The sequence below is a fragment of the Halorubrum salinarum genome, assembly GCF_013267195.1.
Classification (GTDB): domain Archaea; phylum Halobacteriota; class Halobacteria; order Halobacteriales; family Haloferacaceae; genus Halorubrum; species Halorubrum salinarum.
In genome coordinates this window covers 1,679,886-1,698,491 of sequence record NZ_CP053941.1, presented here as the reverse complement: position 1 = coordinate 1,698,491, position 18,606 = coordinate 1,679,886, and the positions used below count along the sequence as shown (strand labels likewise).

18 protein-coding genes are annotated in these 18,606 nt (G+C 70.4%); 9 read left to right on the top strand and 9 right to left on the bottom strand.

All coding sequences use genetic code 11. From position 1 onward, the window contains the following. Positions 1–6: 6 nt before the first annotated feature. Together HPS36_RS08570 and HPS36_RS17000 are read left to right on the top strand one after the other, a co-directional pair. Positions 7–306, top strand: coding sequence for a DUF5808 domain-containing protein (locus HPS36_RS08570; protein WP_121563022.1), 300 nt, complete (start codon positions 7–9; stop codon positions 304–306). A gap of 106 nt (positions 307–412) precedes the next feature. After that, entirely contained in the window at positions 413–547 is a 135-nt protein-coding gene (locus HPS36_RS17000; protein ID WP_017343858.1) for a hypothetical protein, read from the top strand. Here the strand turns inward: HPS36_RS17000 and HPS36_RS08565 are convergent. The 4 genes from HPS36_RS08565 to pyrH form a co-directional block, all read right to left on the bottom strand. Continuing rightward, positions 531–1,442 carry a sensor histidine kinase gene (locus tag HPS36_RS08565; RefSeq protein WP_173229818.1) on the bottom strand — a complete coding sequence of 304 codons (912 nt, stop codon included), beginning with the start codon at positions 1,440–1,442 and terminating at the stop codon, positions 531–533. The genes HPS36_RS17000 and HPS36_RS08565 overlap by 17 nt on opposite strands. Before the next feature lie 88 nt (positions 1,443–1,530). Then, entirely contained in the window at positions 1,531–1,806 is a 276-nt protein-coding gene (locus HPS36_RS08560) for a DUF7573 domain-containing protein (RefSeq protein ID WP_173229816.1), read from the bottom strand. Further along, positions 1,807–3,561 (bottom strand): lysine--tRNA ligase, encoded by a 1,755-nt coding sequence (gene lysS / locus HPS36_RS08555; RefSeq protein WP_173229814.1) that lies wholly within the window; start codon positions 3,559–3,561, stop codon positions 1,807–1,809. Continuing rightward, the gene (gene pyrH / locus HPS36_RS08550; RefSeq protein ID WP_173229812.1) at positions 3,558–4,277 is read right to left on the bottom strand and encodes a UMP kinase; all 720 of its coding nucleotides are present in this window, start codon (positions 4,275–4,277) and stop codon (positions 3,558–3,560) included. The genes lysS and pyrH overlap by 4 nt, the downstream gene beginning before the upstream one ends. 124 nt (positions 4,278–4,401) lie before the next feature. Here pyrH and HPS36_RS08545 point away from each other — a divergent pair, with 124 nt between their 5' ends. The 4 genes from HPS36_RS08545 (at position 4,402) to HPS36_RS08530 (ending at position 8,124) form a co-directional block, all read left to right on the top strand. After that, positions 4,402–5,271 (top strand): molybdopterin synthase, encoded by an 870-nt coding sequence (locus HPS36_RS08545; protein ID WP_173229810.1) that lies wholly within the window; start codon positions 4,402–4,404, stop codon positions 5,269–5,271. Between the two features lie 390 nt (positions 5,272–5,661). Continuing rightward, the gene (locus HPS36_RS08540; protein WP_004597322.1) at positions 5,662–5,922 is read left to right on the top strand and encodes a DUF7123 family protein; all 261 of its coding nucleotides are present in this window, start codon (positions 5,662–5,664) and stop codon (positions 5,920–5,922) included. Positions 5,923–6,125: 203 nt separating this feature from the next. After that, entirely contained in the window at positions 6,126–7,274 is a 1,149-nt protein-coding gene (locus HPS36_RS08535; RefSeq protein ID WP_173229808.1) for a site-2 protease family protein, read from the top strand. 7 nt (positions 7,275–7,281) lie between these two features. Continuing rightward, complete coding sequence (locus HPS36_RS08530; protein ID WP_173229806.1) at positions 7,282–8,124, top strand: FkbM family methyltransferase; 843 nt, start codon at positions 7,282–7,284, stop codon at positions 8,122–8,124. A gap of 27 nt (positions 8,125–8,151) precedes the next feature. On the opposite strand, the gene HPS36_RS08525 is transcribed toward HPS36_RS08530, so the two are convergent. The 4 genes from HPS36_RS08525 to HPS36_RS08510 all read right to left on the bottom strand — a co-directional run bounded on the left by HPS36_RS08525 (position 8,152) and on the right by HPS36_RS08510 (position 11,885). Further along, the gene (locus tag HPS36_RS08525) at positions 8,152–9,825 is read right to left on the bottom strand and encodes an ABC1 kinase family protein (RefSeq protein WP_173229804.1); all 1,674 of its coding nucleotides are present in this window, start codon (positions 9,823–9,825) and stop codon (positions 8,152–8,154) included. Positions 9,826–9,828: 3 nt separating this feature from the next. After that, on the bottom strand, positions 9,829–10,203 hold the full coding sequence (locus tag HPS36_RS08520) for an Hsp20/alpha crystallin family protein (RefSeq protein ID WP_121563032.1): 375 nt from the start codon (positions 10,201–10,203) through the stop codon (positions 9,829–9,831). Between the two features lie 120 nt (positions 10,204–10,323). Beyond that, positions 10,324–11,019 (bottom strand): DUF2391 domain-containing protein, encoded by a 696-nt coding sequence (locus HPS36_RS08515; RefSeq protein ID WP_173229802.1) that lies wholly within the window; start codon positions 11,017–11,019, stop codon positions 10,324–10,326. A gap of 95 nt (positions 11,020–11,114) precedes the next feature. Next, positions 11,115–11,885 (bottom strand): alpha/beta fold hydrolase, encoded by a 771-nt coding sequence (locus tag HPS36_RS08510; protein WP_173229800.1) that lies wholly within the window; start codon positions 11,883–11,885, stop codon positions 11,115–11,117. A 213-nt stretch (positions 11,886–12,098) separates the two neighbouring features. On the opposite strand from HPS36_RS08510, the gene HPS36_RS08505 reads away from it, so the two are divergent. Both HPS36_RS08505 and HPS36_RS08500 read left to right on the top strand, forming a co-directional pair. Further along, on the top strand, positions 12,099–12,350 hold the full coding sequence (locus HPS36_RS08505; RefSeq protein ID WP_173229797.1) for a DUF7127 family protein: 252 nt from the start codon (positions 12,099–12,101) through the stop codon (positions 12,348–12,350). Next, positions 12,347–14,614, top strand: a complete 2,268-nt coding sequence (locus HPS36_RS08500) for a CDC48 family AAA ATPase (RefSeq protein WP_173229795.1) — start codon at positions 12,347–12,349, stop codon at positions 14,612–14,614. The genes HPS36_RS08505 and HPS36_RS08500 overlap by 4 nt, the downstream gene beginning before the upstream one ends. Positions 14,615–14,670: 56 nt before the next feature. On the opposite strand, the gene HPS36_RS08495 is transcribed toward HPS36_RS08500, so the two are convergent. After that, positions 14,671–14,913 carry a hypothetical protein gene (locus tag HPS36_RS08495; RefSeq protein WP_121563037.1) on the bottom strand — a complete coding sequence of 81 codons (243 nt, stop codon included), beginning with the start codon at positions 14,911–14,913 and terminating at the stop codon, positions 14,671–14,673. Between the two features lie 423 nt (positions 14,914–15,336). On the opposite strand from HPS36_RS08495, the gene HPS36_RS08490 reads away from it, so the two are divergent. Next, positions 15,337–18,492 carry an adenosylcobalamin-dependent ribonucleoside-diphosphate reductase gene (locus HPS36_RS08490; protein WP_173229793.1) on the top strand — a complete coding sequence of 1,052 codons (3,156 nt, stop codon included), beginning with the start codon at positions 15,337–15,339 and terminating at the stop codon, positions 18,490–18,492. The last annotated feature ends 114 nt before the right edge of the window (positions 18,493–18,606 follow it).

Sequence of the window (18,606 nt, the reverse complement as noted above, 5' to 3'; positions counted from 1 at the left end):
ACTGGTATGGGAGACAAACCGTCGTCGGGAGAGATTCTCGGTATTCCGTACAACTTCGAGCGTCCGAGCCTCGGGCGCCTGCTGTCGTCGTACTGGCAGCCCGGCAAGGGCATGCTCGTCGAGAAGCCGTTCGGCATCGGCTACACCCTGAACCTCGCCAACTGGCGGTCGTGGATCGTCCTCGCGGTCGCCGGCGGGCTCTACTACCAGCAGCAGTCGGCCGGCGTCGACGCGTCCGGCGGGTCCGACGAGGACGCCGCGGACGACGGCGACGGGCCGGTCGAAGTGATCGTCGACGACGACTGAGGTCGACCGCGGTCCCCGACCGTGCGGGGTGGTACCGCGACCGGCGGTTTTCACCGTTGATTCCGCATCGGTTTCATTTAAATATCAGAAGGACGGTGTTACGGTAATGAAAGTCCAGTTCGAGTGCTCGTGTTCGGAGGAGATCTCCGAGTTCACCCGCGGCGAGGCCAGCCGCGGCGTCCACGTCGAGTGCGGGAACTGCGGCGCCGTCTACGCCGTCACGATCACCGAACTGGAGTAGCGGGCGGCGCCGCGGACTCGAACCGGAGCCGGACCGTGGTCCCGTCGTCCGTCGCGTCGAACCGGACGGTGCCGCCCTGCGTCTCGCACATCCACTTGACGAGCCACAGGCCGATGCTGCTCGCGTGCGAGAGCGGCGTCTCCTCTTCGGCCTGTAACACCGCGCGCTCGTCCGGAGGGATCCCCGGGCCGTTGTCGGTCACCTCCAGACAGGTGGTCGTTCCGTTCTCGCGGATCGTGGCAGCGACGCGGCGCGTCGCCCCGTCGTTGTGGGTGACCGCGTTCTCGAACACCTCGCGGATCGGGAACGCGACCGAGTCGTCCGCGCGGATCCACGCCTCGGAGGGCGTCTCGACGGTGACGGCGGCGCCGTCGGCGTCGACGACCTCGACCGCCTCGTGGACCGCGTCGACGAGGTCGACGCGGCCGTCCGGCGGCTCGGACGAGGCGTCCTCGACGACGCGGAGCTTCTCGCTGATCTCGACGACGTCGTCGGTCGTCTCTCGGATCGTCTCCAGGCACTCCCGGCTCCGCTCGTCGTCGATCCGGTCGGCGAGCAGGTCGGTGTACCCCTGGATCACGTTGAGGTCGTTTCGCACGTTGTGTCGGAACACGCGGCTCAGCACCTGTAGCTGCTGGTTGGAGGTTTCGAGGTCCCGGCGGGCGGTCTCCGCCCGGTGGCGGTGGTGCGTGACCGCGCCGTACAGGAGCCCGCCGGACCCGACGACGAGCAGCAGGTCGCCGACGAGGCGCGCCGGCGTCCAGTCGGCGACGGATCCGACCGCGGACGCGGTCGCGAGGTCGACCGCGACCGTGAACGCCGCCGCGACGCAGAGGTACGCCGCCGTGAGCGCCGTCGCCGACCGCCCGTAGAGCAGTTCCGGATTATATTTCATTTATATTTAATTTTATCCCCAGTGAATTTTCCTCGCACGGGACAACTCGACGGCCGACGGCTTAAGCTTTGACCGCCCGGTAAGCGCGTCACCAGGAGGCACAGTCGGCGCAGACGAAGGCGTCCGCCTCCCGCCACCGGCGGTGGACCCGCTCGCCGCACCGGTCGCACGCCGCGCCGTCGGCGTGCCACGTCGACGTGGCGACGGCGGGGTCGGCGTCGGCCGCGCCGTCGAGGTCGCCGGAGTCGGGTTTCGCGCCGTCGGGGTCGACCGGGTCGGGCTCCGCGTCGCTACCGGTTCTCGCGGCGTCGCCGTCGCCGGCGGCCGCCTCGGCGAAGTCGTCGAGCGAGCGGTCCTCCGTCATCTACGCCTCCCGTCGGAGTCGGTCGACGACGTAGTCGCGCTCCAGTTCGCCGAGGAACTCGCCGAGCCGCGGCCCTTGCGTGTCGTCGAAGAAGAGGCGGTAGCCCGCCGCGAAGAAGTCGCTGACCTCGACATCGTGGTCGCGCGCGGTCTCGTACATCGCCCCCTGGATCTCCTCGCCGTCGTGTCCGGCGGCGACGAAGTCGGCGAGGTCGTCGAGCGCGGCCGCCACGTCGTCGTCGAACTCGACCGCCGGGAGGTCGGTCTGGAGCCGGTAGTCGTACTCGTTACCGGTCCGTTCGGCCCAGTTCCGCGCCTGCTCCACGCGGGCGAGCGCGGCGTCGACCGCGTCGTCGTCGGCGTCGTCCGGGATGTGCCCCTCGTCGCGGGCGAGGCGCTCGCGGAAGTCCGGGTCGTCGACCATCCCGAGGACGGCCGCGAAGGTATACGGGAGCCGGATCGGCCGCTTCGTCGGCGGGTCGTCGGGTCGCCCGACGACGAAGGGGTAGGCGCGCTCGGCGAAGGCGGTGAGGTCCTCGTCGTCCACCTCGCCGAAGTAGGCGCGCTCGAACCGGTCGAAGCGGTCGACCAGCTGGTCGAGCCGCTCGACGTCGAGGTCGCGGGCCTTCTTCGGGTGGAGCGCGAAGAAGAACCGGAGCACCTCGGGCTCGATCAGGTCGAGCAGCTCCTGGACCGTGACGACGTTCCCCTCCGAGGAGGAGAACGCCTCGCCGTTGAGCGTGAACCACTCGTACACCATCGGCACGGGCGGCTCCTCGCCGAAGACGTTCCGCGCGACGTCGACGCCCGAGGGCCACGATCCCTCCGCGTGGTCCTTCCCGAACGGCTCGAAGTCGACCCCGAGGACGCCCCACTGGGCGGGCCACTCCAGCCGCCACGGGAGCTTCCCCTCGCGGAACGTCGCGGTGCCCTCGTGGCCGCACCCCTCGATGGTGTTGCCGCCGGCGTCCATGTCGGTACAGACGTACTCGACGGTCTCACGATCGAGGTCGATCCCCGTCACCGTCTCCGTGACCTTCCCGCACGCCTCGCAGACGGGGTTGAACGGGACGTACTCGTCGTCGACCTTGTCCTGGTACGGCGAGAGCACCTCGCGGACGCGCTCCACGTCGCCGAGGACCGTCCGGACCGCGTCGTCGAACGTCCCGTCGGCGTACAGGTCGGTGTTCGACAGCATCTCGACGGGGACGTTCAGGCGGTCGGCGTCCGCCTTCAGCAGGCCGGCGAAGTGGGCCGCGTACGACTCGGCCTCGCCGAACGGGTCCGGAATCTCAGTGTACGGCTTCCCGAGGTTGCGGCCGAGCGCGCCCGCGTCGACCTCGCCGAGCCCGACGATGTCGCCGTCCGCGTTCGCCAGCTTGCGCGGCACCTTCCGCAGCGGGTCCTTGTCGTCGGAGGTGAACACCTGCCGGACCTCGCGGCCGCGGTCGCGCAGCACCTCGGCGACGAAGTAGCCGCGCATGATCTCGTTGAAGTTGCCGAGGTGCGCGACGCCCGACGGCGAGACGCCGCCCTTGATCACGATCGGCTCGTCGGGGTCGCGCGCCTCGATCTCGTCGGCGACCACGTCGGCCCAGAACGCGTGGAAGGCCTCGCCGGACTCCTCCGCCGCGCCGTCGCCCTCGTCGGCGGCCCCCTCGTCGAGCGCGGCCCGCTCCGAGAGGATGTGCGGGGAGTCGTCGGGCGCGGGGCTCCCCGCGTCCGCCGCTCCGTCCGCCGCGTCGTCCGCGCTCATCGCTCCCCCGTCCAGAAGCTCGGTTCCCCGCCGTCGACGGGGACCACGTCGGTCCCGGTGTGGTCGCCGTACAGCGCGGCGTCGACGACGGCGCTCGGGTCGGTGCCGTCGAGCACGATCGACCGGATGCCGGCCCGGTCGATCAGCTTCGCGGCGAGCAGGTCGACGGGCGCGGAGGCGCCGGCGTCCCGGCTCATCGGGAGGACGACCTCCACGAGCTCCGCGGGCGACAGCTCCGCGTACTGGGTCGCGTCGGGGTCGGCGTTGGGGTCGGCGTCGTACACGCCGTCGGCGCTCGTGGCGTACACGAGCAGGTCGGCGTCGACCGACTCGGCGAAGGCGGCGGCGACCGCGTCGGTGGTCTGTCCCGGGGTGACGCCGCCCATCACCGCGACCTCGTCGCGGCGGAGGGCCGCGCCCGCCTCCTCGTAGTCAGTCGCGGGCGCGAGGCTCGCGCGGTCGCCGAGCGCGGCGATCAGCAGCCGGGCGTTGAGCCGGGTCGTCCCGATCCCGAGCCGGTCGAGTTCGACCTCGTTGGCCCCGATCTCGCGGGCCGTCTCGATGTACTCGCGGGCGACGCCGCCCCCGCCGACGACGACCCCGACCTCGCAGCCGTCGGCCACCAGCCGTTCGATCGCCTCGGCGTACGCGGCGACGCGCTCGGGGTCGAGGTCCGGCGCGAGCACGCTCCCGCCGACAGAAACGACGACTCTCATTGGCGACGAGTATCCCTGTCGCGGTCTTAAGGATTGCCAAGCCCGGACGCGCCGGAAGCGCCCCGCGGCCGCGGGTCCGGGGCGACCGGGAAACGCCTAAGCCGGTCGCGGCCCGCTCTCGGGTATGCGACCGATATCGATCGTCGGCGACGGGGCCCCGGCGCTGGCGCGGCGGCTCGCGGCGCGGCTCGACGGGCGGGTCGCCGTCGTGGAACGCGACGACCTCGACGGAGCGCGCCCGCGCGGATCGGACCCGAGCGACCGGGCGGCCGACGGCGGAGCGGTCGAGGGCGGGGTCACCGACCCCGCCGGGCGCCCCGACGCGGACACCGAGATCGCGTTCGACGCGGACGGGAACTGGAGCGGTCGGGGGCGAGTCGAGGGGTTCGACGACCTGCTCGACGGGCTCGCCCCCGACCACGACTACCTCGTGGCGGTCGGCGAGTCGCGGCTGCGCGTGCCGGCGGTCCTCCTCGGCGCCGACCCGGACCCCGAGAGCGTGCCGGGGACGGTCCTCGCGACCGCGGCGACGGCCAAGGGGGTCGACCTCGATCGGCTCGTCGCCGACCTCGACGCGGCCGAGCCGTGGATCACCCGCGAGACGCTGGTGGACCGCGTCGAGGCGTCCGCGGACGCCGAGCGGTCGGGCGCGATCGCCACGTTCACCGGCCGCGTGCGGGCCCGCGACGCCCCGGACGACGACCGGACGACCCACCTCGCGTTCGAGAAGTACGAGGGGGTCGCCGCGGAGCGGATGGACGCCATCGCGGCGGAGCTCGCGGAGCGCGACGGCGTCTTCGACGTGCGGATGCACCACCGCACCGGGGTGATCGAGGCGGGCGAGGACATCGTGTTCGTCGTCGTCCTCGCCGGGCACCGCCGGGAGGCGTTCCGGACCGTCGAGGACGGGATCGACCGCCTGAAAGACGAGGTGCCGATATTCAAGAAGGAGGCGACGGAGTCGGAGACGTTCTGGGTCCACCGGCGGGACTGAACGGCCCGCGAGGGGAGTTCGAGTCGGCGCGCCGAGGGGATTCGGCCCCCGGATCGCGACCGCGGACGGCCCGAGCGAGGGGCGCACAGAGGACGCACGGCGGGCGCGCGAGGAGCGCGCCGGCCCTCCGAGGCGGATCTAACCGGCCCATTTTGCCGCTTATTCGCCCGGCGAACGCGGAGACAGAGGTGACTCGCTTACCGAGTGGTCAGCGGCGAAAACGCCCTCAGAACCGATTATAAAATTTCTACGCCGTTCTGGAACCGTTGTAAAGAGTCCGTCAGACACGTTTTAGCTCGGAGCGAGCGGTGAAACGCCCTGAAACCCCCTGAACGTCGCCCAACGGTGTTACCTTTATAACACCCTCCGGCGGCAAGCGTGGGGTGTACCATGAGCGCGACAGCGAACCCCTCCACGAACGCGAGCGCGAACGACGACCGCAGCAAGGAAGAGCGGCTGAAGCAGTACCTGCTCGACCGCGCCCAGGACGGCGAGATGTACTTCAAGGGGAAGTTCATCTCCGAGGACGTCGACCTCTCCCCGAAGGAGATCGGCGCCCTGATGGTGAAGCTCCGCGACTCCGCGACGGAGCTCACCGTCGAGAAGTGGTCGTACACGGGCGCGACGACCTGGCGCGTCGAGCCCGCCTGACGCCCGCGGTCCGCCGACCGACGCTCGCAGCACCGCCCCCGACGCACACCGCCGCACCGGATCCCGCGGCTCGGTCCCCGACTCGCGCTTTCTGACCCCGCACGCGTCCGCCGCCCCCGGCGCGCGGACGACCGGTCCCCCGTTTCCGGCTCGCTCGCCCGCCGACGCGGGGTTTATACTCGCCGACCAGTTACGACGTGACGATGCCAGAACACGAGGACGCGGCGGCGGCCGGCGACGGCGCCCCGCGTCCGGAGCCCCTCCGGACGTTCTTTCGGATCGACGAGATCCGCCGCGAGGACGGCCGCGTGCGGTACCGCGGCGAGTCGTACGTCCCGGAGCGGACGCTGTTGCGGAAGCTGACCCCCCACTTCCGGGAGGCGGGCTACGAGGTCGACGTGGAGGCCGTCGACGACGGGCACGTCGTCGTGGCGACCCCGTTCGACCGCGGCCGCGACGGGATCCCCTGGGTGAACGTCGCCATGTTCGCGGCCACCGTGCTGTCGACGCTGTTCGTCGGCGCCTACGGCTGGTACTACGTCCCGCTCGCCGAGATACAGTCGAACCCCCTCACCGTGCTCCAGGCGTGGCCGTTCACCGCCGCCGTCCTCGGCGTGCTGATGACCCACGAGCTCGGCCACTACGCCGCCGGGCGGTACCACGGCGTCCCCGTCTCGCTGCCGTACGTGATCCCCTTCATCTTCCCGTTCGGGACCCTCGGCGCGGTGATCCGGATCCGCGGGCGGATGCCCTCGCGGAAGGTCCTCTTCGACATCGGCGCCGCCGGACCGATCGCGGGGCTGGTCGCGACGGTCGCCGTGACCGCCGTCGGGCTCTCGCTCGACCCGATCGGGGTGCCGGCGGAGCTCGCGAACTCCTCAGGGCCGGTGATCCGCTTCAACAACCCGCCGCTTTTAGACCTCATCGCCGGCGTCCTCGGCCAGCCGACGAGCTACGGCGACCCGCGGCTGAGCGCCCACCCGGTCGTGATCGGCGGCTGGGTCGGGATGTTCTTCACGCTCCTGAACCTCCTCCCGGTGGGCCAGCTCGACGGCGGCCACATGGTCCGGGCGATGCTCGGGCCGCGACAGGAGACGGTGGCGGCGCTCGTCCCCGGCGCGCTGTTCGGGATCGCCGCGTACCTCCACTTCTGGCGGGGGCTCGGCCTGAACGAGTCGGTCGGCCTGTGGGCGTTCTGGGGCGTGTTCGCGACGGTGATCGCGTTCAACGGCCCGGCGAACCCGGCCGACGAGGACGGCGTGGGACTGCCGCGGCTCGCGGTCGGCCTCGCCACGTTCGCCGTCGGCGCGCTCTGTTTCCTCCTCGTCCCGATCCAGGTCGTCGGGGCGTGACGCCGCGATGAGCCGGGCCCTCTCGTCGCTGCGCGCCCGGGTCGAGCGGCTCGGCTTCCGGACGCTGTACCGGCTCGCCGACCTGACGTACGCGCTCGGCGTCGCGACCCCGAAGCGAACGGTCGCGGGCACCTACTGGAGCCACGAGCCGACGAACCCGCACGGCGACGACGCCGGGCTCGCCGCCCTCGATCGGCTGCCGACCGACGCGGTGGTCCTCGACGTGGGCGCGCACGTCGGCGAGCACGCCATCCCGCTGGCGCTCGGCACCGACCGCCGGGTGGTCGCGTTCGAACCGAACGGCGAGAGCGCGGACCGGCTGGCGCGGAACGCCGACCGGAACGGGCTCGGCGGCCGGGACGGCGCCGGGATCGACCTCAGACGCGCCGGCCTCGGGGACGCGAACGCGACGCTCACCTTCTACCGCTCGACGTTCTCGAAGTGCTCCGCGTTCGACCGCGAGTCGGCGACCAGGTGGGGCGCGAGCGTCGCGGGCACGGAGTCGGTCCCCGTCCGCCGGCTCGACGACCTCGTCGAGGGCGTCGGCGACGAGGGAGAAGACGGGGTCGGCGCCGTCCCCCCGCCGGACGCGATCAAGGTCGACGTCGAGGGCCACGAGGCCGCGGTCCTCCGGGGCGCGACGGCGACGCTCGCGACCCACGGCCCGCTGCTCGTCGTGGAGGTCCACGAGGCCGCCGAGGCGGCGGCCGAGGACGCGAAGGGGGGTGCCGAGGAGACCACGTCCGAGCTCGGGTCCGGCTCCGCCGCCCTCCGCGAGTGGCTGGCGGCGCGGGACTACGCGGTCGAGGAGGCGGAAGACGTGTGGATCTGTCGGCCGGAAGAGGCCTGAGACGGCCCGTTTCCGGGAGGGGACGGGTCAGTCGTCGCGTCGCTGCTTCATGCCCTGCCTGGTGAACTGCGGCGTGGCGCGGAGGCCCCGCTTCTTCCGGAACGACCGGTACAGGGCGATCGCGAGCGGCGCCGCCAGCGCGAGGACGACGACCGCGAGCCGCCAGTTCTCGGCGAACGAGTAGAGGATCGTCGCCGAGAGGACGCCGACGGCGAGCAGCACGGAGTAGGCGATCCGCATCGCCAGCTTCTCTAACACCTTCGTGTCGTCCTCCAACACGACGTTGACCGTCAGGTCGTCGCGGTTGGCGCGGTCGAGGAACTCGTCCGCCTTCGGCGGCACCGTGAACAGCGCCTCGGTGGTGCGCTGGACCTGCCGGCCGGCGTCCTCGGCGAGGTCGCGGGCGGTCTGCTCGTAGTACCCCTCCTCGCGGAGGTAGTCGGTCGCCGTCGAAATGAAGTCGAACTCGGGGTCGAGCGTGACGCAGACGCCCTCGACGACGGTGGCGACCCGGAGGACCAAAGCGAGGTTCGGCGGGAGCCGCAGCGGGAACTCGTAGATGGTCGACTCCACCTGCTCGATGATCTGGTTCACCTGGTACTGCTCGATGTCCTCGCCGCTGGCGTCCGCGATGGCCAGTTCCATCACGTTGCCCATCACCTCGCGGTCGGCCTCCGGCGAGAGCGTCCCCATCGAGATCAGGGTGTCGAGGATGGCGTCGATGTCCTGGCGCGCGACCGCGACGTAGAACTCGACGATCTTCTCCTGGATGAACGGGTCGACCCGGCCGGCCATCCCGAAGTCGTAGAAGATCACGGCGCCGTCGTCCGCGACCGCGAGGTTCCCCGGGTGCGGGTCGGCGTGGAACACGCCGTCCTCGATGATCATCTGGAGGTACACCTCCTGGAGCGTCTCCGCGACCTCCGTCCGGTCGTGGCCCGCCTCGTCGAGCGCGTCGATGTCGCTGATCTTCGTGCCCGGGACGTACTCCATCGTGAGCACGCGCGGGCCGGAGACCGGCTCGTACGTCTCCGGGATGCGGATCCGGTCCTCGTCGGCGAAGTTATCACGGATCTCTTCGAGCATCGTCCGCTCGCGGGCGTAGTCCATCTCCTCGCGGATCGTCTTGGCGAACTCGTCGGCGAGGTTCTCCAAGGAGAACGCCCGGCCGGCGCCGGTGAACCGCTTGATGAGCGGGATCGACCAGCGGATCGTCCGGAGGTCGGCCTCGACGAGCGACTCGATGCCCGGGCGACGGACCTTCACGGCGACCTCGTCGCCGTCGTAGGTGGCGGTGTACACCTGCCCGAGGCTGGCGCCGCTTATCGGGTCGCGGTCGAACTCGTCGAAGACGTCGTCGACCGGGCCGAACTCGTCTTCGAGGACGACCTTCGACTCCTCCCACGGCGCGGGCGGCACGTCGTCTTGGAGCCCCTCCAGCACCTCGATGTACGCCGGCGGGAGGATGTCCGGCCGCGTCGAGAGGATCTGGCCGAGCTTGATGAACGTCGGGCCGAGGGTGAGCAGGATGTCGAGCAGCACCGCGGCGCGCTCGCGCTGGGTCTCGGCGTCGACCTCGCGGCTCCCGCCGAACAGGAAGTACCGGCGGCGGTCACGCCAGTAGGCGATGATGAGCGGCGAGAACCGCCGCAGAACGACGACGAACCGCCAGTAGGCGCGAAGGTTGACCAGCGTGACCACCCGTCAGGCGTCGCCCTCGTCGTCGGCGTCGTCGACGGGGATGGTCCGGGAGACGTCCCGCTCCCGCTTGGGGACCGATATCTCGAGGACGCCGCGGTCGATCTCGGCGTCGGCGCCGGCGCCGTCGGCGTCGGTCGGGAGGGGGAGTTCCGCGTCGAGGAACAGCGGGCGGTCCTCGCGGACGTACTCGAACCCGTCGGGGACGGCCTTCTCGCGGCGGCCCTCGATCTCGATGCGCCCGTCCTCGACGAGCACCTCGGTCGTCTCGGCGGCCGCGCCCGGGAGGTCGACGACGAGGACGTACCCGTCGTCCGATTCGAGTAAGTCCGCAAACACCGCGTCCGGGAGGTCCCGGAGCGCGTCGCGTAGCGCTGACATGAACACGGGTAGGGTCGCCGCGGCGAAAAAGCTGTGGAAAGTCGGGATCCGCCCCCGGACCGGATTCGGTCAGACCGCGCGGCGACCGCCGACCGCTCCGCCGCGCGCGACCGCGACGGGTCACTCGGTGTCGCCGATGTCGAGGTCGAACTTCCCGAGGTCCTCGCCCTGGGACTCGCCGGGGAGGATGTCGCCGAGCCCCGCGCCGAACGCGGCGGCGGCCCAGACGACGGCGATCCGCCCGGCCCGTTCGAGCGCGGTCGGGTCGCCCTCGTGGAGCCGCCCCCAGAACAGCAGCATGCTCGCCGACGTGGCCAAGGAAACGAGGAGGACGCCCGCGTACCGGCGGGGGATGAGCCCGAAGATCGGGTGTCTGATCGCGATCTGCCGGAAGTCGGCGAAGTAGAGGAGCCCGGCGGTCGCGGCGAAGATGAACCCCACGTGGCCGATCAGGAGGACGGGGACGCCCGCGACGGTCGTCGCCGCGAACCAGGCCGCGATCTCGAAGACGCCGCCCTCGACGAGCAGGGGGAGCGCGAAGAGCACCGCGCCGACGAACGACTCGGCGAGGTCCCGGGAGGTGTACTTGGTGATCCGCTCGGCGAGCGCGCCGGTCCCGGGCATCCGCTCGACGAGCGAGATGGTCTGCCTGACCTTCTCGCGCTCGTGGCCCTCGTCGACGGTGTCGCTCAGGGCGTCGAGCTTCGCGAGCAGGTCCTCGATGTCGGGCTCGGCGGGGGTGCCCGCGGCGTCCGCTCGCTCCCCGGGTCCGTCCGCGCGACCCGTGTCCGGCTCCCGTTCGTCGCTGTCGACCATGTGGCTCCGCGACGCGCGGGCGGACTAAAAGGGTGCCTCCGAGTTGCGGGCGTGCGCGCGGTGACCGGTGACCGCGGTCCGCGCGGCCGCGGCGACTACAGTCGGCCGAGGAACCCCGCGAGCGCGTCGTTGAACGCCGCCGGCCGTTCGAGCATCGCGAGGTGGGCGGCGTCGGGGACCTCGGTCCACTCCCCCTCGGGGATCTCCGCCGCGAGGTACTCGTGGTACGCCGGCGGCGTGAGCCCGTCGTGCGCCCCGACGACCGCGAGCGCCGGAACCGCGACCTCGTCGAGCCGGTCCCGAACGTCGAACCGGTGGCACGTCAGGAAGTCGCGTTCGGTGACGGCGCGCCCACAGGCGCGCATGGCCGCCTCGGAGAGCTCAACGTACTCCGCGGGCGCGTCGTGGAAGAGCCGGTCCGGCTCGTGGAGGAGCGAGACCGCCCGCGCGAAGTCGTCGGCGAGCGCGTCGCGGAGCGGTTCGGCCACCGCGAGCTTCGCGCCCGTGCCGGCGAGGACGAGGCCGTCGAGCGCGAGGTCCCGCTCTAAGGCGACCCACAGCGCGACCGCGCCGCCGAGCGAGTTCCCGCAGAGGACGGTCGCGTCCGTCGCCTCGGCGACCGCGACGACGTCGTCCGCGTACGCGTCGAGGGTCTCGCGGCCGACGGATGCCGTCGCGTCGTCGCTGTCGCCGTGCCCGGAGAGGTCGACCGCGACCGCGGGGAAGCGGTCCGCGAGCCGCGCCTGCGACTTCCAGACGTCCTTCGTGCCGCCGCTGCCGTGGACGAGACAGACCGTCGGTCCGTCGCCGCCGCGGTCGAAGCGGCGGTACGCCGTCTCGCGGCCGTCGTGGGTGACCCGTTCCATGTCCGGGCGGTTCGGCGGCGAACGGTATAAACGCCGGAGGGGCCGCCGCGCGGATCGGCGACCCGAACCGGCCGCGGATCCGATCGCTCGACGGCGGCCGATCGCCGGGGGGTTCGATCCGAACCGCTACACTACCGATACGCTCGGAAACACTCACGTCATGCGATTTTGAGCAACAAGTTTATATACTTGTGCGACTAACTCGTAGTTAGGATGAATCACATACAGACCCGATCGACCGGCGACGGCGCGCTGTTGCGCCGGTACGAGTACGACGACGAGTGGATCGTCGCCGCCGACCTTGGGGCCGACGACGACGCGGTCACCGTCGACACCGTCGGCGAGACGGCGATCGTCGTCGTGGAGGGACCGGACGGGCCGGTCGAATCGGAGTTCGAGCTGCCCGGAACGGCCGCCGACGCGGCCGTGAACAACGGCGTGCTCACCGTGGAGGGCGAGCGATGAAGCTGACCGTCAAGCCGCTGAAACAGAAGGACGCCGGTCGCCGCCTCGCGGCGATCGACCGCGTCGCGGCCGAGGAGCTCGGGCTCTCCGGCGGGGACATCGTCCGCGTCGAGGGCGGCGACGGGGCCGCGATCGCCCGCGTCTGGCCCGGCTACCCCGAGGACGACGGCACCGGCGTGATCCGCATCGACGGCCGCCTCCGGCAGGAGGCCGACGTGGGGATCGACGACCGCGTCACCGTCGAGGACGTCGACGTCTCGCGGGCGGACGCGGTGACGATCGCCTTCCCGAGCCAGCTGCGGGTGCGGGGACAGATCGCCCCGTTCATCCGCGACAAGCTCTCCGGACAGCCCGTCACCGAGGGGCAGACGATCCGGACCTCCCTCGGCTTCGGGCTGATGGGCGGTCAGTCGCAGGCGGTCCCGATGAAGATCGCCGAGACGAGCCCCGGCGGCACGGTCGTCATCACCGACGAGACCGACATCTCGATCTCGGAGATATCCGCCGAGGAGATCGCCGACCGCGGCGACACCGCCGGCGGCACCGGCGAGGGCCCCGACGTCACCTACGAGGACATCGGCGGGCTCGACGACGAGCTCGAACAGGTCCGCGAGATGATCGAGCTGCCCATGCGGCACCCCGAGCTGTTCAAGCGGCTCGGCATCGACCCGCCGAAGGGCGTCCTGCTCCACGGCCCGCCGGGCACGGGGAAGACGCTGATCGCGAAGGCGGTCGCCAACGAGATCGACGCGAACTTCCACACGATCTCCGGCCCGGAGATCATGTCGAAGTACTACGGCGAGAGCGAAGAGCAGCTCCGCGAGGTGTTCGAGGAGGCGTCCGAGGAGTCGCCGGCGATCATCTTCATGGACGAGCTGGACTCCATCGCGCCCAAGCGCGAGGAGGCCGGCGGCGACGTGGAGCGCCGCGTCGTGGCCCAGCTCCTCTCGCTGATGGACGGGCTCGAGGAGCGCGGCGAGGTCGTCGTCATCGGGGCGACGAACCGCGTCGACGCCATCGACCAGGCGCTCCGCCGGGGCGGCCGCTTCGACCGCGAGATCGAGGTCGGCGTCCCCGACCGCGACGGCCGCAAGGAGATCCTCCAGGTCCACACGCGGAACATGCCGCTGACCGAGGGGGTCGACTTAGACGAGTACGCCGAGAACACCCACGGCTTCGTCGGGGCCGACCTGGAGTCGCTCGCGAAGGAGTCCGCGATGCACGCGCTGCGGCGCATCCGCCCGGAGATCGACCTCGAGAGCGACGAGATCGACGCCGACGTGCTGAACAGCATCCAGGTGACCGAGGCGGACTTCAAGGAGGCGATGAAGGGCATCGAGCCCTCCGCGCTCCGCGAGGTGTTCGTCGAGGTCCCGGACGTCAGCTGGGACCAGGTCGGCGGGCTCGAAGACACTAAAGAGCGGCTCCGCGAGACGATCCAGTGGCCGCTGGAGTACCCCGAGGTGTTCGAGGAGCTTGACATGGAGGCCGCCAAGGGCGTCCTGATGTACGGCCCGCCGGGCACGGGGAAGACCCTGCTCGCGAAGGCGGTCGCCAACGAGAGCGAGTCGAACTTCATCTCGATCAAGGGGCCGGAGCTGCTGAACAAGTACGTGGGCGAGTCCGAGAAGGGCGTCCGCGAGGTGTTCAGCAAGGCCCGGGAGAACGCGCCGACGATCGTGTTCTTCGACGAGATCGACTCGATCGCCACCGAGCGCGGGAAGAACTCCGGCGACTCCGGCGTCGGCGAGCGCGTCGTCTCCCAGCTGCTGACGGAGCTCGACGGGCTCGAATCGCTGGAGGACGTGGTCGTCATCGCGACGACGAACCGCCCGGACCTCATCGACTCGGCGCTGCTGCGCCCGGGGCGGCTGGACCGGCACGTCCACGTGCCCGTCCCCGACGAGACGGCGCGCCGCCGGATCTTCGAGGTCCACACGCGGAACAAGCCGCTGGCGGACGACGTCGACCTCGACGCGCTGGCGCGCAGGACCGAGGGCTACGTGGGCGCCGATATCGAGGCGGTCGCCCGCGAGGCGTCGATGAACGCCTCCCGGGAGTTCATCGGCAGCGTCACCCCTGAGGAGGTCGGCGAGTCCGTCGGCAACGTCCGCGTGACGATGGCCCACTTCGAGGACGCGCTGCGCGAGGTGAACCCGAGCGTCACCCCCGAGACGCGCGAGCGCTACGAGGAGATAGAACAGCGGTTCAAGCGGTCGGAGGTCGACCGCGACGAGGCCGAGCCGGGCGCCGCGTTCCAGTAAGCCGGACGCCCGTCCGCCGTTCCGCGCCGTTCGCGGGACGGCGCCCCGTCGATTCCTTATACGACGCCCAGCGTCGACAGCAGGTAGAACGCGGCGACGACGACGATACCGATCGTGACGAGCCGCCACGCGAGCTTCAGCACGAACTTGCCGACGACGATGATCAGCGCGACGGCGACCAAGGCGACCAGCAGCTGGCCGACCTGACTGCCGAGCAGCGCGGCCTGTGCCGGCGCGACGAGTCCCGCGAGCGCGAGCGACGGTGCGGTCATGTCCGGGGTCACGGCGAGGCCGGGCATAAGCTTGTGGGACGAGGGCGGACCCAGTTGTCGATCGTTGATATATCGGCGGCAAGAACTGCGTCGAGTCCGACGCGCGCTCCGTCCGACGACGGACACAGAGGGACGAGCGGCCGTCGTTACCGCGAGAATCACCGCCTAGCAACCCCCCTTTTGTTCCGGTGGGAGGCCGCTTCTGTCGCTCGGTTTGGCCGTGCGGAGACCAGTTTCACTCCGGTCTGCCCATGCTTATGTGTACGGAGTCCGTTCCTTGCCGACGTACCGTAGTCAGCGTCAGACGCGCCGGACCGACGTTACATACCGAATCGGACATGTAGATGCCGGGCGGGTCCGAACATCCGAACCTACAAGGGCCCGCCTCGCCAGTACACCAACACTACAGATGACCCATATCCCACGCCAAGCCAGCGGGGTGGCCGCCGAATGAGCAGCGACGGCGTCACCGCGGACGGAGTCGAGCTACCGATCAAACGCACCACGGGCGACACCATGGAGGAGCGGCTCACGGGCAACGCCTACCACAACATCCTGCCCGCGCGCTACCTCCGGAAGAACGCGGACGGCGAGCCGGCGGAAGACCAGGAGGAGCTGTTCGACCGCGTCGCGCGCAACGTCGCGCTCGCGGAGGCCGTCTTCGAGGCGGAGAAGCAGGGCGTCGAGGTCACCGTCACGCCCGACCAGCTGAAGCCCGACCACCCGCGACGCGACGAGCTCGCCGAGGAGGTCTTCGGCGCGGGCACGACCGCGGCGGACGACGCAGAGACGACGCTCACCGCTCACAACGTCAACAAGTTCGCGTACGAGACGGTCGTCCCCGAGCTGCCCGAGGACGTGCGCGACCACGTCGAGGCGACGGCGGAGACGTTCCGGCAGGGGATGGAGTCGCTCTCGTTCATGCCGAACTCCCCCACCCTGATGAACGCGGGCGACGAGCTCCAGCAGCTCTCCGCCTGCTTCGTCGACTCGCCGGGCGACGACATCACCGACATCCACCAGACCGCCAAGGAGGCGGCCGAGGTGTTCCAGTCCGGCGGCGGCATGGGGTACGCGTTCTGGCAGCTCCGCCCGTACGGCGACTCCGTCGGCTCCACCGGCGGCATCGCGTCCGGGCCGATCACGTTCATGCGGACGTTCGACCAGATGTGCGAGACCATCGCGCAGGGCGGCGCGCGCCGCGGCGCCCAGATGGGCGTCATGCGCATCTCGCACCCCGACGTCATCCAGTTCATCCACGCGAAGAACAAGGACGTCTCCCTGGCCCACTCGCTGCGCCTGAACGACCCCGACGACTTCACCCACAACTCCTTCGCGGACGCCTTAGAGGAGGCCCGCGACCTCATCGACGAGGACGGGAAGGTGCCCGAGCACCTCCGGAACGCCGTCGAGGGCCACCTCTCGAACTTCAACATCAGCGTCGGCGTCACGGACGACTTCATGGAGGCGCTGGAGAACGACGAGGAGTTCACCTTCACCAACCCGCGCACCGAGAAGCCCCACGTCGCGACGCCGGAGACGAAGGAGCTGTACGACATGTTCGGCCTCGGCGAGCACGTCGAGGTCGGCGAGGAGCTCTCCGTCCCCGCGGCCGAGATCTGGGACCACATGATCGAGGGCGCCCACGAGAACGGGGAGCCGGGCGTCGTATACCTCGAACGGATCAACAAGGAGCACTCCTTCGACGTCGAGGAGCACCCGGACCACCGGATCCTCGCGACGAACCCCTGCGGCGAGCAGCCCCTCGAAGAGTACGAGGCGTGTAACCTCGGCCACATCAACCTCTCGACGCTCGCCGACCTCGACGCGCCGGACTGGCGCGTCTGGTCCGACGAGCACGCCGACGAGTACGACTCCGAGGCGGACGCCGTCGAGGCGTTCTTAGACGAGGCGATCGACTTCGAGGAGTTCGACGAGCGGATCGCGTACGGCACGCGCTTCCTCGAGAACGTCGTCACGATGTCCGACTTCCCAGTCCCGGAGATCGAACAGAAGGTCCGGGACATGCGGAAGATCGGGCTGGGGATCATGGGGCTCGCGCAGCTGTACGTCCAGCTCGGCGTCCGCTACGGCTCCGAGTCGGGCAACGAGATCGCCCGGCAGCTGATGACCCACATCAACCACGAGTCGAAGCTCGCCTCCCACGAGCTCGCCGAGGAGCGCGGGACGTTCAACGACTGGGCGGACTCGAAGTACGCGAACCCGACCGAACACCGCGACTGGTTCGAGCACTACACCGGGCTCGACGCCGACGAGTGGGAAGACGGCTTCCCGATCCGCAACCACAACACGACGACGATCGCCCCGACGGGCACGACGTCGATGATCGGCAACACGACCGGCGGCTGCGAGCCCATCTACAACGTCGCCTACTACAAGAACGTCTCCGACGACGTCCAGGGCGACGAGATGCTCGTCGAGTTCGACGACTACTTCCTGCGCACCCTGGAGGCCAACGACGTCGACGTCGACGCGGTCAAGCAGGAGGCCCAAGAGCAGATGGCCGAGAACGCGTTCGACGGCGTCGAGGGGTTAGAGACGGTGCCGGACGCGATCGGCGAGCTGTTCGTCGTCACCGGCGACCTCTCCGCGAAGGACCACGCCGGCGTCCAGGTCGCCTGTCAGAAGGGCGTCGACTCCGCCATCTCGAAGACGGTGAACGCGCCGAACGACTCCACGCTCGGCGACGCCAAGGAGGTCTTCGAGTACATCTACGAGAACGGCGGGAAGGGCGTCACCTACTACCGCGACGGCACCCGCTCGAAGCAGGTGCTCACGACCCGCGCGCAGAACACCGAGTTCGCCGACGAGACCGAGGCCGCCGAGACCATCGTCGAGCAGATCAACGACGTGTTCGGCGGCGTCGAGGCGTTCCTCGACAACGAGGACGTCCGCGCGGCGATCGACGCCGAGGTCGCGGACCTCCTCGAGGCGACGGAGCAGCCCCGGATCGACTACAGCGAGCGCAGCCCGCGTCCCGACTCCCTGAACGGCGTCACGCAGCGCGTCGAGACGGGCTACGGCAAGCTGTACGTCACCATCAACGAGGACGAGAACGGGCTGCCGTTCGAGCTGTTCGCGAACATCGGCCACTCCGGCGGCTACACCAACTCCTTCACGGAGGCGCTCGCGAAGGTCATCTCGACGGCGCTGCGCTCCGGCGTCGACCCCGAGGAGATCGTCGACGAGCTCCAGGGCACCCGGAGCCCGAAGGTCGCCTGGGACAAAGGCGAGCAGATCCAGTCGATCCCGGACGCCATCGGCACCGCGCTGCGGCGCTACCTCGACGACGACGTCGACAAGGGGATCCCGCAGCAACAGAGCCTCGACGACGTCGAGGAGGCCGCGTCGGGCGCCGGTCGTCCGAGTCAGACCGACGGGGGCGCGGTCGACGCCGGCACGGCGACCGACGCTCCGAGCGGGCCCGGGCCGGCGGCGCAGGACGACGCCGCGGGCGCGGACGACTCGACGCAGGAGCTCATCGCGGCGGGCGAGTCGCCCGAGTGCCCCGAGTGCGGCGGCATGAACCTCTACTACTCCGAGGGCTGTAAGACGTGCGAGTCGTGCGGCTGGTCGGAGTGTTAGACGGGCAACGGCGGTAACGAGCGGTCGGCGACGCGGATTTTTTGCGGCACGCGGATCTCCTCGGGCGCACCGCTACTGTCCAGAAGACCGACAGACGGGCCGCTGTTCGGGAGC

What these genes read in the sequence shown, in the direction of transcription:
- HPS36_RS08570 (WP_121563022.1), top strand. Translation starts at nt 7, where the DNA reads ATGGGAGACAAACCGTCGTCGGGAGAGATTCTCGGTATTCCGTACAAC.
- HPS36_RS17000 (WP_017343858.1), top strand. Translation starts at nt 413, where the DNA reads ATGAAAGTCCAGTTCGAGTGCTCGTGTTCGGAGGAGATCTCCGAGTTC.
- HPS36_RS08565 (WP_173229818.1), bottom strand. Translation starts at nt 1,442, where the DNA reads ATGAAATATAATCCGGAACTGCTCTACGGGCGGTCGGCGACGGCGCTC.
- HPS36_RS08560 (WP_173229816.1), bottom strand. Translation starts at nt 1,806, where the DNA reads ATGACGGAGGACCGCTCGCTCGACGACTTCGCCGAGGCGGCCGCCGGC.
- lysS (WP_173229814.1), bottom strand. Translation starts at nt 3,561, where the DNA reads ATGAGCGCGGACGACGCGGCGGACGGAGCGGCGGACGCGGGGAGCCCC.
- pyrH (WP_173229812.1), bottom strand. Translation starts at nt 4,277, where the DNA reads ATGAGAGTCGTCGTTTCTGTCGGCGGGAGCGTGCTCGCGCCGGACCTC.
- HPS36_RS08545 (WP_173229810.1), top strand. Translation starts at nt 4,402, where the DNA reads ATGCGACCGATATCGATCGTCGGCGACGGGGCCCCGGCGCTGGCGCGG.
- HPS36_RS08540 (WP_004597322.1), top strand. Translation starts at nt 5,662, where the DNA reads ATGAGCGCGACAGCGAACCCCTCCACGAACGCGAGCGCGAACGACGAC.
- HPS36_RS08535 (WP_173229808.1), top strand. Translation starts at nt 6,126, where the DNA reads ATGCCAGAACACGAGGACGCGGCGGCGGCCGGCGACGGCGCCCCGCGT.
- HPS36_RS08530 (WP_173229806.1), top strand. Translation starts at nt 7,282, where the DNA reads ATGAGCCGGGCCCTCTCGTCGCTGCGCGCCCGGGTCGAGCGGCTCGGC.
- HPS36_RS08520 (WP_121563032.1), bottom strand. Translation starts at nt 10,203, where the DNA reads ATGTCAGCGCTACGCGACGCGCTCCGGGACCTCCCGGACGCGGTGTTT.
- HPS36_RS08515 (WP_173229802.1), bottom strand. Translation starts at nt 11,019, where the DNA reads ATGGTCGACAGCGACGAACGGGAGCCGGACACGGGTCGCGCGGACGGA.
- HPS36_RS08510 (WP_173229800.1), bottom strand. Translation starts at nt 11,885, where the DNA reads ATGGAACGGGTCACCCACGACGGCCGCGAGACGGCGTACCGCCGCTTC.
- HPS36_RS08505 (WP_173229797.1), top strand. Translation starts at nt 12,099, where the DNA reads ATGAATCACATACAGACCCGATCGACCGGCGACGGCGCGCTGTTGCGC.
- HPS36_RS08500 (WP_173229795.1), top strand. Translation starts at nt 12,347, where the DNA reads ATGAAGCTGACCGTCAAGCCGCTGAAACAGAAGGACGCCGGTCGCCGC.
- HPS36_RS08495 (WP_121563037.1), bottom strand. Translation starts at nt 14,913, where the DNA reads ATGCCCGGCCTCGCCGTGACCCCGGACATGACCGCACCGTCGCTCGCG.
- HPS36_RS08490 (WP_173229793.1), top strand. Translation starts at nt 15,337, where the DNA reads ATGAGCAGCGACGGCGTCACCGCGGACGGAGTCGAGCTACCGATCAAA.